Genomic DNA, 14,971 nt, shown 5'->3' on the forward strand with positions numbered 1-14,971 from the left:
AATGTGGGAGCGGGCTTGCTCGCGAAGGGGCCATTAGCCCCAGCCGAGAACTATCGCTCGTGCAGCGCTTCAGCGCGGGCGCGAATAATCGGCTTGAGCAGGTAGCTGAGAATGGTCTTCTTGCCCGTGATGATGTCCACCGAAGCCACCATCCCCGGGATGATCAGCAACGGCTTTTCATCCGTCCCCAAGTGACTGCGGTCAGTGCGCAGCTTGATGATGTAGTAAGTGGTTTTCTTGTCTTCATCGGTAATGGTGTCAGCACCGATCTGCTCAAGCTTGGCCTTCAGCCCACCATAAATGGTGTAGTCATACGCCGTGAACTTCACCGTTGCCTCTTGCCCCGGATGCAGGAAGGCGATGTCTTGCGGGCGAACTTTCGCCTCAACCAGCAAGGTGTCGTCCAGCGGCACGATTTCCACCAGGTCGCTGCCCGGCTGGATTACGCCGCCAATGGTGTTCACCAGCAGCTTGTTGACGATACCGCGCACCGGCGATGTCACCAGCGTCCGGCTGACCCGGTCTTCCAGCGCTTTGCCGGTAGCCTGGGCCTTGTTCAGATCAGTGCGCGCTTCATTGAGTTGAGTCAGCGCTTCGCTGCGGAATTTGCCGCGAGTCTCGTCGATCTTGCGCTGCACTTCCTTGATCGCCGATTGGGCGCGAGGAATGGCCAGGGTGGTCGCATCCAGTTGCCCGCGGGTTTCAACCTCGGCGCGCTTGAGTCGCAGCACTTCAACCGGCGATACCGCGCCCTGGGCTACCAACGGCTCGGACATGTTGATTTCCTGGCGTTGCAGCGCGAGACCGCTACGGTACTGCGACTGCTTGGAAGTGAACTCGCGCAGCTCTTGCTGACGCTGGATCAACTGTTCCTCCAAACCGCCAATTTCATCGTGCAACTGCTGTCGACGGCTGATGTACAGCGACTCTTCGCTGGCCGCCTGACCGGGAACAGCCTTGAGCACGTCAGCCGGGAAGTTCAGCGGACGGTCATCGACTTCCGCGCTCAAGCGTTCGACTCGCAGCAGCATCGACAGCCGATCGGCCTCGGTTTCGCCGACGTTGGAGGCGAATCGCGTGTCGTCCAGGCGAATCAGCGGCGCGCCGGCCTCAACAATCTGCCCTTCGGTCACGTACAACTCGGAGACGATGCCGCCCTCAAGGTTCTGGATTTTCTGGATCTTGGACGACGGAATGGCTTTGCCGTCGCCCTTGGTGACTTCGTCGATCACGGCGAAGTTGGCCCAGAGCATCAGGAACACGAAGAAGCCGATGATCGCCCAGATGGTCAGCCGCACCACGCGTGGGGCGTCTTCGATCAGCGCTTTGTTGACCTCGGGAAGTGGCTGGCCATGCAGCGAATCGGTGCCTTTGAAATAACGGCCGATCGAATTCTTGAAACCCGACTTAAGCAACACTGATCTGCCCCTTCTTCAACGCTTCCATCACCGCAGCTTTCGGGCCGTCGGCGAGAATCTGCCCGCGGTCGATGACGATCAGACGATCCACCAGCGACAACAGCGAAGCCCGGTGCGTTACCAGCACCACGGTTTTGTTTTCAACCACCGCCGCGAGGCGTTGCTTGAGGCGTTCTTCACCGGTGTTGTCCATGGCGCTGGTCGGTTCGTCGAGCAGCAAGATCGGCGGGTTGAGCAACAACGCACGGGCCAGGGCAACGTTCTGGCGCTGACCGCCAGACAGATTCTGCCCACGCTCGCCGACTTGCAGCTCATAACCTTGCGGGTGCAGGCGGGCGAATTCGTGGACGCCGGCCAGTTCGGCCGCTTGCAGCACCATTTCGTCTTCGACATAGCGCGCACCCGACACCAGGTTGTCGCGCAGGGTGCCGGCGAGCAGCTGGATGTCCTGCGCCACGTAACCAATGTTGTGGCGCAATTCGCTGACGTCGATCTGACGGATATCGACGCCATCCACCAACAGCGCGCCGTCGTCCGGCTGGTAGAGGCCTACGAGCAGTTTGGCCAGGGAGCTTTTCCCCGAGCCGCTGCGCCCGATGATGCCGATCTTCTCGCCAGGCTTGATGATCAGGTTGATGTTCTTCAGCGCCGCGTTCTGTTGGTTCGGGTAGGTGAAGTTCATCTGCCGGCATTCGATGGCGCCTTGCAGCACCTTGCGGCTCAGAGGGCGTTCCTCGAAGTTGCGCTCTTGCGGCAGCTCCATCATCTGATCGACCGAGGTCATGGTTACCCGCGCTTGCTGGTAACGGGTCAGCAGGCCTGACAGCGAGGCCAGCGGGCTGAGCGCGCGACCGCTGAGCATGTAGCAGGCAATCAAACCGCCCATGCTCAGGTGACCGTCGATGATCTGGTACACCCCGAAGACGATCATGATCACCCCGGCCAGTTGCTGGATCAGCAAGGTGATGTTCATCGCCAGACCGGAGAGCATTTTCACCCGCAGCTCGAGGCGGCTGAGGGTGCCGATGGTCTGCTCCCACTGATATTGGCGTTCGCTTTCGGCGTTGTTGACCTTCACCGCATCGAGGCCGGCGAGGGTTTCGATCAGGCTCGACTGACGCTCGGCGCCCAGCGCCATGGTTCGCTCCATGGTCGCCACCAGCGGCTTCTGCAAGGCATAGCCGATGAGCAAGGCAATCGGGAACGCCAGCACCGGAATCCACACCAGATGCCCGCCGAGAATCGCGATGACCATGAAGATCAGCAGCGTAAACGGCAGGTCGATCAGACTGGTGAGAGTCAGCGAGGCGAGGAAGTCGCGCAGGCTCTGAAACTCATGGATGTTCTGGGCGAAGCTGCCGACCCGTGCGGGGCGGTACTTCATGGCCATGCCGACGATGCGCTCGAACAACGTGGCCGAGATGATCAGGTCGGTTTTCTTCCCGGCCAGGTCCAGGCAGAGGCTGCGCAGGCTCTTGAGGATCAGGTCGAACAGGTACGCCCCGGTGATGCCAATGGCCAACACCCACAAGGTCGATTCGGCCTGGTTCGGCACGACGCGGTCGTAGACGTTCATCACGAACAGCGGCGCGGCCATGGCGATGATGTTGATCAGGAAACTGGCGGCGATGGCGTCGGCATATAGCCAGCGCGAACGCTTGAGGGTGTCGCGGAACCACGAGCGCGCGCGCGGGATCAGCGTGCCGTGATTGACGTCGAATTTGTGCTGGGGTTGAGCAAAGAACACTTTGCCGATGTAGTCATCGGCCAGCAGTTCGCGGCTGACGACACTTTCGCCACCGTCGCTTTCGCTAAGCAACAGCCGCGCCTGATCGTCACCGATCCAACCGAGCAGGACGGCACTGCGACCATCCTTGAGCAGCAACAGCGCCGGCATGGCAATCGCCGGGATCTGTTCCAGTTTGCGTACCAGCACCCGCCCTTGCAGGCCGGCGCGAGCGGCCGCGCGGGGCAGCAGTTCAACACTCAGGCGCTGCTTGGGCAACGGCAGGCCGGTGGTCAACATCGCGGCGCTGGCCGGTTTCTGATGCAGGGTGCAAAGAGCCAGCAAGCCGTCCAGTAATGGATCGTCGTGCAGCGCGCGTGGATCATGAATGAGTTGAACTCGACTGACTTCTGATTCCACGCTCGGCACTCTTGGCTAACAATTGAACAATGAAGGTTCTGCTCAATTCATACCAGGCAATTGAACCTTAGGCTTCACGTCGTTTTGCACGACGGATGCCAACGGTGCGACCACTCCCTGGCTCTTGAGCAACTCGCCCATGGTCGCCTTGATTCGGTACTGAGTAAATAACTGAATGTTCTTGATCTCCGCCAGGCGACGAGAAGCCGAGAACAGCTCGTTTTCACTGTCGAGCAGGTCGAGCAAAGTACGCTCGCCGAGACTGAACTGCTTCTGATAGGCAGTGCGCACGCGGGTGCTGTGATCGACATATTGCTGGGCGATCGGCACTTGGGCATTGGCGTTGTTCAAGGCATTCCAGGCCAGGCCCAGCTCTTCGTTCAACACGCGCAAGGCGTTGTTGCGAATATCCAGTGCCTGGTTGGACTGGTAGGACTTGGATTCCAGATCAGCCTTGTTGCTGCCACCGGCATACAGATTGAAACGCATGCGCAACATGGCCTGCCATTCATTGCTGTGACCGTTCTGGCCATCGAGATCGTTGTCGGCGGTGCGACCCAATTCGGCATCGAAGCGCGGATAGAAGGTCGATTTGGCGGCTTCGTACTGTTTCTCCGCAGCGGCGATGTCGGATTCGGCGGAACGCAGGATCGGGCTGTTTTCCAGCATCTGCGTCCGGGCTTCATTCAGGTTGGCCGGCAACAGCGCCATGAAATCGGAAGGACGCTCCAGCTGATCGGGCATCTGGCCGACGGCGCTGAGGAAGTTGGTCTCGGCGTCAGCCAGGTTGGTCTGCTCGGTGATCAGGTTGTTGCGGGCCTGGGCCATGCGCGCTTCGGCCTGATCGAGGTCGGCGCCGCTGCCGACGCCGCGCTGGGTGCGCAGTTTGATCTGGTCGAAAATCCGTTCGTGGCTCTTCAGGTTCTCGGTTGCCAGGCGTACGAATTCGCGGCGGGTCAACACGTCGAGATACACCTGCGCAACGGTGAGCGCGGTGCGTTCGGACGTGCCCAGCAAGGAATAGGCGCGGGAATTAACAGTGGCTTGTTGACGCCCCACTTCACTCGACGTCGCAAAACCGTCAAATACCATTTGCGACAACCGCACGCTCGATTCGCTGCGATTCAGGGTTTCCCAGTGATTGTTGTTGCCGGCGGCACGCGTGGTGACGTTGTCAGTGCCTTCGCGACCATAACCGCCCAGCAGATCGACCCGTGGGAGGTATCCACCTTTTGCTGCCTTTAACTGATAATCCGCGGCCAATCGACTATTAACGCCTGCCTGGATTTCCGGATGGACATCCAGTGCCTGTTGCATGGCCTCCGGAAGGGACTGCGCCTGAACAAAACTGGCGGCAAGGGCGAAGGGTAAAGCCGTGAGCAGGTGCAAACGCATTGTTGGAGTTTCCCGGAATTGCTTGTCTTGAATCACTGCAGAACGTGCCGCTGCATCGGATGATGACAACCGGAATGACCGTGTGTCGGAAAGTTGGATGTTTGAACTGCGTCACACTCGCGGGGCAGGTCGGCACCGAAATATCAATGTGACATTACGGAGGCGAGTGTTTAGGATGACAGGCCGAAGGTCAATAGTTTGGCATAAAGTTTATAGCGAAAAATTATAGCCAGTTTATTGACGAATAACCGCGTCAAAGTTGTGCCTCTAATACCTTGAAAGTACGTCCAGACTGTTTGGCAAACACGCCGCCAGGTCCATGGAAGTCAATTGAATGCGACACCCGGAGAGTCTTCAATGAGCAGTGTTGTGGCCATCGTCAAAAGCATTGTCGGTCAGGTTTTCGCTGTGTCCCCAGAGGGCGTGCGCCGCGTACTCGTTGAAGGCGATCGGTTGTTTGTAGGTGATCAGGTAGACACTGGCGCAGCAGGCGCCGTCACGCTCGAACTGGCTGACGGCCGGACCCTGGACCTGGGCCGCGACACTCAGTGGAGCGGTAGCGATCCGGACTCCAGCACTGACCTTGCACAAGCCACTGCACAAGCCGCGCCATCGGTTGAAGAGCTGCAGCAAGCCATCGCTGCCGGCGCCGACCCGACCACCGATCTTGAAGCCACCGCGGCCGGCCCTACCGTTATGAGCGGAGGCGGCTCTACCGGTGGCGGTCACAGCTTCGTGGCTCTGGAGGCAACCGCTGGCCGGGTGGACCCGACCATTGGTTTCCCGACTGCGGGCATCGGCACTGCCGCGTTGGCTGCACAGAACACCATCGGCGGCCAGACGGCCGGTACCAGCGCCAACGTGCAGCGTGAATCGACCCTGAACTTGAGCGCCACGCCGACCATCACCGAGGCCGGCGGCGTACTGGTTTACACCGCCACGTTGACCCAGGCTCCGCTGACCGACCTGACCATCACCCTGTCCAATGGCTCGGTGATTGTGATCCAGGCTGGCCAGTTGACCGGCACCGTCAACGTTCCGCTTGCGCCGAACGATTCTGTTTATAACGACCCGACCCAAATCAACGTGACCGTCACCGGCACCACGGGTGGCAGCGGCATCATCGTTACCCCGCCGACGACCCCGGCCGTGACCCAGGTCACCGACACCGTCGATACCACCACGGTCACCTTGACCGCTGGCGCCAACGTTACCGAAGGCGGCCAGATCACCTACACCGCGACATTGACCAACCCGGCGCAGACGCCGGTCACCATCACGCTGTCCAACGGCTCGATCATCACTATCGACGCTGGCAAGACCACCGGCTCCGTGAACGTCGACACCCTGGCCAACGACGTTTATCAGAACGGCAGCACCGTTAGCACCACGATCACTGGAGCCACCGGCGGCAACTTCGAGAGCCTGGTGCCGAGCACCACGCCAGCGGTCACCACCATTACCGACTCGGCCGACAACACCAGCCTGAGCCTCACCGCCACCGGTACCGTCGTCGAAGGAGGTCAGATCACCTACTCCGCGACCCTGACCAACCCGGCCGGTACGCCGATGACCGTGACCTTGAGCAACGGCTCGGTCATCACCATCGAAGCGGGCAAGACCACCGGCAGCGTGACCGTCGACACCGCAGCCAATGATGTCTACAACAATGGCAGCACCGTCAGTACCACCATCACCGGGACCACTGGCGGTAATTTCGAGCAGCTGATTCCAAGCACCGTGCCGGCGCTGACCACCGTAACCGATTCGAAAGACAACACCGGCCTGAGCCTGTCGGCGTCCACCGAAGTGGCAGAGGGCGGTCAGATCACCTACACCGCGACCCTGACCAACCCGGCCGGTACGCCGGTGACCGTCACCCTGAGCAACGGCGCAGTGATCACCATCGCCGCCAACGCTACCAGCGGTTCCGTCACCGTCGATGCGCCGAAAGACGACGCCTACATCGACGCCGGCAAGGTCAGCGCCACGATCAGCACCGCCACCGGCGGTAACTTCGAAAACCTGGTCCCGAGCACGGTTCCGGCAGTGACCGAGGTGACTGACACGATCAACACCTCGACGGTCAGCCTGACGGCCAACGGCTCTGTGACCGAAGGCGGGATCGTGGTTTACACCGCGTCAGTGTCTGCTGAAGTCACTGGATCGCCGGTCGTCGTGACCCTGTCCAACGGCCAGACCATCACCATTCCGGTCGGTTCGAGCAGTGCCAGCGTGAACTTCACCGCGCCGAACGATGCCCTGGCCGGCGGCTCCCTGAGCGTCAAGATTGATGACGCCAAGGGCGGCAACTTCGAAAAGCTGGAAGTCGACAGCAAGCCGGCGGACACCTCGATTACCGATACGGTTGACACCACGACGGTTAGCCTGACGGCTACCGGTTCGGTCGCTGAAGGTGGTTCGATCGTCTACACCGCGAACCTGACCCACGCGGCCGGCACGCCCGTGACCGTCACCCTGAGCAACGGCGCAGTCATCACCATCGCCGCCAACGCCACCAGCGGTTCTGTCACCGTCGATGCGCCGAAAGACGATGCTTACATCGACGCCGGCAAAGTCAGCGCCACGATCAGCACCGCTACCGGCGGCAACTTCGAAAACCTGGTGACCAGCCCGGCGGCGGCAGTCACTGAGGTGACTGACACGATCAACACGTCGACGGTCAGCCTGACGACCGCCAACGGCACTGTCGCCGAAGGCGGCACCGTGGTTTACACCGCGTCGGTCGGCGCGCCGGTCACCGGTTCGCCGGTGGTGGTGACCTTGTCCAACGGTCAGACCATCACCATTGGCATTGGCCAAAGCAGCGGCACGGTCAATGCCGTGGTCTCCAATGATGTGCTCAGCGGCCACGCGCCGGTGACCAATTCGATCACCAAGGTCAGCGGCGGCAACTACGAAAACCTGATCGCCGATAAAACCCCGGTCAGCACCAGCGTGACCGACACCGTCGACACCACCACCCTGTCGCTGAGCGCCACTGGCAACGTCAAAGAAGGTGGCCAGATCACCTACACCGCCACCCTGACCCATGCGGCCGGCAGCCCAGTGACCGTGACGTTGAGCAACGGCGCGACCATCACCATCGATGCCGGTAAAACCACCGGCACCGTGAAAGTCGATGCGCCGAAAGACGACGTCTACAAGGACGCCGGCAAACTGGAAGTCACCATCAAGGACGCTGCTGGCGGCAACTTTGAAAACCTGGTCACCAGCCCGACCCCGGCCGTGACCAACGTCGCCGACACAGTCAACACGACGCACCTGACCCTCAGCGCTGAAAAATCGGTACTCGAAGGTTCGCACATCACCTACACCGCGACCCTCACCAACGCCGCGCAAACGCCGGTGACCGTCAAGCTGAGCAACGGCGAGACCATCACCATCGACGCCGGCAAAACCACCGGTTCGGTGACCATCGCGGCGCCAAGCGACGACGTCTACAAAGATGCCGGCAAGCTCGCTGTGACGATGACGGATGCCAGCGGCGGCAACTTTGAAAAACTCGACATCAGCAAAGCTTCAGTGACCACCACCGTCACCGACACCGTCGACACCTCGACCGTCACCCTGACCGCCAGCAGCAGCAGCGTGGCCGAAGGCGGCACCGTGGTTTACACCGCGTCGGTCGGCGCGCCGGTCACCGGTTCGCCGGTGGTGGTGACCTTGTCCAACGGTCAGACCATCACCATTGGCATTGGCCAAAGCANGGTTTACACCGCGTCGGTCGGCGCGCCGGTCACCGGTTCGCCGGTGGTGGTGACCTTGTCCAACGGTCAGACCATCACCATTGGCATTGGCCAAAGCACCGGCACGGTCAATGCCGTGGTCTCCAACGATGTGCTCAGCGGCCACGCGCCGTTGACCAACTCGATCACCAAAGTCAGCGGGGGCAACTACGAAAACCTGGTCGCCGATAAAACCCCGGTCAGCACCAGCGTGACCGACACCGTCGACACCACCACCCTGTCACTGAGCGCCACCGGCAACGTCAAAGAAGGCGGCCAGATCACCTACACCGCCACCCTGACCCATGCGGCCGGCAGCCCGGTGACCGTGACGTTGAGCAACGGCGCGACCATCACCATCGATGCCGGTAAAACCACCGGCACCGTGAAAGTCGATGCACCGAAAGACGACGTCTACAAGGACGCCGGCAAACTGGAAGTCACCATCAAGGACGCCGCTGGCGGCAACTTTNACCGTGAAAGTCGATGCACCGAAAGACGACGTCTACAAGGACGCCGGCAAACTGGAAGTCACCATCAAGGACGCCGCTGGCGGCAACTTTGAAAACCTGGTCACCAGCCCGACCCCGGCCGTGACCAACGTGGCGGACACCACCAACACCACACACCTGACCCTCAGCGCTGAAAAGTCGGTACTCGAAGGTTCGCACATCACCTACACCGCGACCCTCACCAACGCCGCGCAAACGCCAGTGACCGTCAAGCTGAGTAACGGCGAGACCATCACTATCGAAGCCGGCAAAACCACCGGTTCGGTCACCATCGCGGCGCCAAGCGATGACGTCTACAAAGATGCTGGCAAGCTCGCTGTGACGATGACGGATGCCAGTGGCGGCAACTTTGAAAAACTCGACATCAGCAAAGCGTCAGTGACCACCACCGTCACCGACACCGTCGACACCTCGACCGTCACCCTGACCGCCAGCAGCAGCAGCGTGGCCGAGGGCGGCACCGTGGTTTACACCGCCTCGGTCGGCGCACCGGTCACCGGTTCGCCGGTGGTGGTGACCTTGTCCAACGGTCAGACCATCACCATTGGCATTGGCCAAAGCAGCGGCACGGTCAATGCTGTGGTCTCCAACGATGTGCTCAGCGGCCACGCGCCGGTGACCAATTCGATCACCAAAGTCAGCGGCGGCAACTACGAAAACCTGGTCGCCGATAAAACCCCGGTCAGCACCAGCGTGACCGACACCGTCGACACCACCACCCTGTCACTGAGCGCCACTGGCAACGTCAAAGAAGGTGGCCAGATCACCTACACCGCCACCTTGACCCATGCGGCCGGCACCCCGGTGACCGTGACGTTGAGCAACGGCGCGACCATCACCATCGATGCCGGCAAAACCACCGGCACCGTGAAAGTCGATGCACCGAAAGACGACGTCTACAAGGACGCCGGCAAACTGGAAGTCACCATCAAGGACGCCGCTGGCGGCAACTTTNACCGTGAAAGTCGATGCACCGAAAGACGACGTCTACAAGGACGCCGGCAAACTGGAAGTCACCATCAAGGACGCCGCTGGCGGCAACTTTGAAAACCTGGTCACCAGCCCGACCCCGGCCGTGACCAACGTGGCAGACACCAACAACACCACACACCTGACCCTCAGCGCTGAAAAGTCGGTGCTCGAAGGCTCGCACATCACCTACACCGCGACCCTCACCAACGCCGCGCAAACGCCAGTGACCATCAAGCTGAGTAACGGCGAGACCATCACCATCGACGCCGGCAAAACCAGCGGATCGGTGACCATCGCGGCGCCAAGCGATGACGTCCACAAGGATGCCGGCAAGCTCACCGTAACGATGACGGATGCTACCGGCGGCAACTTCGAAAATCTCGACATCAGCAAAGCCTCAGTGACCACCACCGTCAAAGACACGGTCGACTCCACGTCCCTGTCGCTGTCGGCCAGCCACACCGTCAGCGAAGGTGGCCAGATCACCTACACCGCGACCCTGAGCAACCCGACAGACACGGCGATGACCGTGAAGTTGAGCAACGGCGCCGTGATCAACATCGCGGCCGGCGCCACCACCGGCTCGGTCAACTTCGCTGCACCGGCCAACACCCCGTACATCGACGGCGGCAAAGTCCAGGCTACGATTGCCAGCCAGAGCGGCGGCAACTTCGAAAAAGTCGTCACCGACCATTCGCCGGCGGTTACCACCGTCACCGATTCGGCAGACACCACCGGCCTGAGCCTGAGCGCCACCGGTTCGGTCGCCGAGGGCGGTTCGATCGTCTACACCGCGACCCTGACCCACGCCGCCGGCTCCGCCATGACCGTGACGTTGAACAACGGCGCGGTGATCCACATTGCCAAGGATGCCACCACAGGTTCGGTGAACTTCGCCGCACCGAAGGATGACGTCTACAAAGACGCCGGCAAAGTCGAAGCCAGCATCACCAAGACTGCCGGCGGCAACTTCGAGAACCTGGTGACCGACAAGACGCCAGCGGTTACCGACGTGACCGACACCCTCAATACCTCGACAGTCAGTCTGACGGCCAACAGCACTGTGGCTGAAGGCGGCACCGTGGTGTACACCGCTTCGGTCAATGCGCCAGTGACCGGTTCGCCGGTTGTCGTGACCTTGTCCAACGGCCAGAGCATTACCATTCCGGTCGGCGCCAGCAGCGCCAGCGTGAAATACACCGCACCGAACGACGCACTGGCTGGCGGCGGTTCGCTGAGCGTGAAAATCGACGGCACCACCGGTGGCAACTACGAAAACCTGGTGGCGAATCAAACCCCGGCAGTCACGTCGGTAACCGACGTCAAAGACACCACCACCCTGAGCCTGAGCGCTACGGATTCGGTCGCTGAAGGCGGTTCGATTGTCTACACCGCAACGCTGACTCACGCGGCCGGCACGCCAGTAACCGTGAACCTGTCGAACGGCGCCGTGATCACCATCGAGGCCAACGCTACCAGCGGCTCCGTCACCGTCAAGGCACCTGCCGATGACGTCTACAAAGATGCCGGCAAAGTTGAAGCGACCATCAAGGACGCCACCGGCGGCAACTTCGAAAACCTGGTGACCAGCCCGGCGGCGGCAGTCACTGAGGTGACTGACACGATCAACACGTCGACGGTCAGCCTGACGACCGCCAACGGCACTGTCGCCGAAGGCGGCACCGTGGTTTACACCGCGTCGGTCGGCGCGCCGGTCACCGGTTCGCCAGCCTGACGACCGCCAACGGCACTGTCGCCGAAGGCGGCACCGTGGTTTACACCGCGTCCGTGTCGGCTGAAGTCACTGGTTCGCCGGTGGTCGTGACCCTTTCCAACGGTCAAACCATCACCATTCCGGTTGGCGCCAGCAGCGCCAGCGTGAACTTCACTGTGCCGAACGATGCCCTGGCCGGTGGCGGCTCGCTGAGCGTCAAGATCGACGACGCCAAGGGCGGCAATTACGAGAAGCTGGAAGTTAACGGCAAGCCGGCGGACACCTCGATTACCGATACGGTGGACACCACGACGGTTAGCCTCAGCGCGACTGGGTCAGTGGCTGAAGGCGGCTCGATCGTCTACACCGCGAACCTGACCCACGCTGCCGGCACTCCAGTGACCGTGAACCTGTCGAACGGCGCCGTGATCACCATAGCGGCCAACGCGACCAGCGGTTCCGTAACCGTCAAGGCACCTGCCGATGACGTCTACAAAGATGCCGGCAAAGTTGAAGCGACCATCAAGGACGCCAGCGGCGGCAACTTCGAAAACCTGGTGACCAGCCCCGCAGCTGCGGTCACCGAGGTGACTGACACGATCAACACGTCGACGGTCAGCCTGACGACCGCCAACGGCACTGTGGCCGAAGGCGGCACCGTGGTTTACACCGCGTCCGTGTCTGCTGAAGTTACTGGCTCGCCCGTGGTTGTGACCCTTTCCAACGGTCAAACCATCACCATTCCGGTCGGTTCGAGCAGCGCCAGCGTAAACTTCACCGCGCCGAACGATGCCCTGGCCGGTGGCGGCTCGCTGAGCGTCAAGATCGACGACGCCAAGGGCGGCAATTACGAGAAGCTGGAAGTTAACGGTAAGCCGGCGGACACCTCGATTACCGATACGGTGGACACCACGACTGTTAGCCTGACGGCTACCGATTCAGTCGCTGAAGGCGGCTCCATCGTTTACACCGCGAACCTGACCCACGCGGCTGGCACGCCGGTCACTGTCACCCTGAGCAACGGCGCAGTGATCACCATCGCCGCCAACGCCACCAGCGGTTCCGTGACCGTCAAGGCACCTGCCGATGACGTCTATAAAGATGCGGGAAAAGTCGAAGCGACCATCAAAGGCGCCAGCGGCGGCAACTTCGAAAACCTGGTCACCAGCCCGGCAGCGGCGGTCACGGAAGTGACTGACACCCTCAATACGTCAACGGTCAGCCTGAAGGCAACGCCCACCGCAGCCGAAGGCGGCAACGTGGTGTACACCGCTTCCGTGACCTCGAAGGTCACCGGCAAGGACGTGGTCGTCACCCTGTCCAACGGTGAAAAAATCACCATCCCAGTCGGTGAAAGCACGGCCTCGATCACCGTCAAAGCTCCGAATGACGCATTGGTCGGCCACGAGCCGCTGACCAACGCGATCAAGGATGTAACCGGCGGCAATTACGAGAATCTGGTCGCCGACAAGACCCCGACCTCGACCGCCATCAGCGACACCCTGGACACCACCAAAGTGACCATGACCGCCAGCGGTCAGGTGCTTGAAGGCGGCAACATCACCTACACCGCCAACCTGACGAATGCCGCTGGCAGCGACATGACGGTCAAGTTGAGCAACGGCGAAAGCATCGTGATCAAGGCCGGCGACAAATCCGGCTCCATTACCGTTTCTGCCCCGGCCGATGACGTCTACAAGGACGGCAGCAAAATCACCGTCCGCATCGACAGCACCAGCGGCGGCGACTTCGAGAAGCTCGACGTCAACAAAGCCGTGCACATCACCACCGTCAAAGATACGATCGACACCACCACGCTCAAACTCAGCGCAGACGTGGGCACCGTCGGCGAAGGTGGTCAGATCAACTACACCGCGACCCTGAACCACCCAGCGGACACGGCGATGACCGTGACCCTGAGCAACGGTCTGGTGATCAACATCAAGGCCGGCGAGTCCAGCGGCTCTGCGTCTTTCACCGTACCGAACAACGTCTACACCGGCGCAGCGGACATCCTTGCCTCGATCAAGGAAACCACCGGCGGCAACTTCGAACAACTGGACACCGATCGCTCGGCCATCGTCACCAAAGTCACCGACACCGCTGACACCACCAACCTGACATTGAGCGCTAGCGGCTCGGTGCAGGAAGGTGGCCAGATCGTCTACACCGCGACCCTGTCCCAGGCCGCCGGCAGCAACATGACCGTGAAGCTGAGCAACGGCGCGACTATCACCATCCTCAAGGATGCGGTGTCCGGCCATGTCAGCGTGGCCGCACCGAAAGACGACGTCTACAAAGACGCGGGCAAAGTTGAAGCGACCATCAAGGAAGCCAGCGGTGGCAACTTCGAGAACCTGGTGACCAGCCCGACGGCGGCAGTCACGGAAGTGACTGACACTATCAACACCTCGACGGTCAGCCTGACGACCGCCAACGGCACTGTCGCCGAAGGTGGTACCGTGGTTTACACCGCGTCCGTGTCGGCTGAAGTCACTGGTTCGCCGGTGGTCGTGACCCTGTCCAACGGCCAGACCATCACCATTCCGGTCGGTTCGAGCAGTGCCAGCGTGAACTTCACCGCGCCAAACGATGCCCTCGTGGGCGGCGGCTCCTTGAGCGTCAAAATCGACGATGCCAAGGGTGGTAATTACGAGAAGCTGGAAGTTAACGGCAAGCCGGCGAACACCTCGATTACCGATACGGCTGACACCACGACGGTTAGCCTGACCGCTACAGATTCGGTGGCTGAAGGCGGCTCCATCGTTTACACCGCGAACCTGACCCATGCGGCCGGCACTCCGGTCACTGTCACCCTGAGCAACGGCGCAGTCATCACCATCGCCGCCAACGCTACCAGCGGTTCCGTCACCGTCGCCGCGCCGAAAGACGATGCCTACATCGACGCCGGCAAAGTCAGCGCCACGATCAGCACCGCTACCGGCGGCAACTTCGAGAACCTGGTCACCAGCCCGGCGGCGGCAGTCACTGAGGTGACTGACACGATCAACACGTCGACGGTCAGCCTGACGACCGCCAACGGCACTGTCGCCGAAGGCGGCACN

At 61.3% G+C, this 14,971-nt stretch carries 8 protein-coding genes; 5 read left to right on the forward strand and 3 right to left on the reverse strand.

Annotated elements, in window-relative coordinates; genetic code table 11:
* Positions 1-50: 50 nt before the first annotated feature.
* Genes ASC74_RS27615 through ASC74_RS27625 form a run of 3 tightly spaced genes read right to left on the reverse strand, consistent with a single transcriptional unit; the run spans position 51 to position 4,959 of the window.
* The gene (locus ASC74_RS27615; RefSeq protein WP_056745753.1) at positions 51-1,418 is read right to left on the reverse strand and encodes an HlyD family type I secretion periplasmic adaptor subunit; all 1,368 of its coding nucleotides are present in this window, start codon (positions 1,416-1,418) and stop codon (positions 51-53) included.
* Complete coding sequence (locus ASC74_RS27620) at positions 1,408-3,564, reverse strand: type I secretion system permease/ATPase (protein WP_056745755.1); 2,157 nt, start codon at positions 3,562-3,564, stop codon at positions 1,408-1,410. The genes ASC74_RS27615 and ASC74_RS27620 overlap by 11 nt, the downstream gene beginning before the upstream one ends.
* 42 nt (positions 3,565-3,606) lie before the next feature.
* Complete coding sequence (locus ASC74_RS27625) at positions 3,607-4,959, reverse strand: TolC family outer membrane protein (RefSeq protein WP_056745758.1); 1,353 nt, start codon at positions 4,957-4,959, stop codon at positions 3,607-3,609.
* A 357-nt stretch (positions 4,960-5,316) separates the two neighbouring features.
* Here ASC74_RS27625 and ASC74_RS32310 point away from each other — a divergent pair.
* The 5 genes from ASC74_RS32310 to ASC74_RS32500 all read left to right on the forward strand — a co-directional run.
* Positions 5,317-8,689, forward strand: a 3,373-nt coding sequence (locus tag ASC74_RS32310; protein ID WP_236713359.1) for a retention module-containing protein, incomplete at its 3' end; no start/stop codon positions are given.
* Positions 8,690-8,739: 50 nt separating this feature from the next.
* A partial coding sequence (locus ASC74_RS32785) for an immunoglobulin-like domain-containing protein (RefSeq protein ID WP_330219790.1) occupies positions 8,740-9,180 on the forward strand: 441 nt, incomplete at its 3' end.
* 4 nt (positions 9,181-9,184) lie between these two features.
* Positions 9,185-10,174 (forward strand): immunoglobulin-like domain-containing protein (locus tag ASC74_RS32490; RefSeq protein WP_330219791.1); only part of this gene is annotated, 990 nt, incomplete at its 3' end.
* A gap of 4 nt (positions 10,175-10,178) precedes the next feature.
* Entirely contained in the window at positions 10,179-11,927 is a 1,749-nt protein-coding gene (locus ASC74_RS32495) for an immunoglobulin-like domain-containing protein (protein WP_056745764.1), read from the forward strand.
* 53 nt (positions 11,928-11,980) lie between these two features.
* Positions 11,981-14,970, forward strand: a 2,990-nt coding sequence (locus tag ASC74_RS32500; RefSeq protein WP_330219792.1) for an immunoglobulin-like domain-containing protein, incomplete at its 3' end; no start/stop codon positions are given.
* Position 14,971 lies beyond the last annotated feature (1 nt).

Origin of the sequence: Pseudomonas sp. Root329 (genome assembly GCF_001424925.1) — a bacterium.
Lineage (GTDB): Bacteria > Pseudomonadota > Gammaproteobacteria > Pseudomonadales > Pseudomonadaceae > Aquipseudomonas > Aquipseudomonas arabinosi.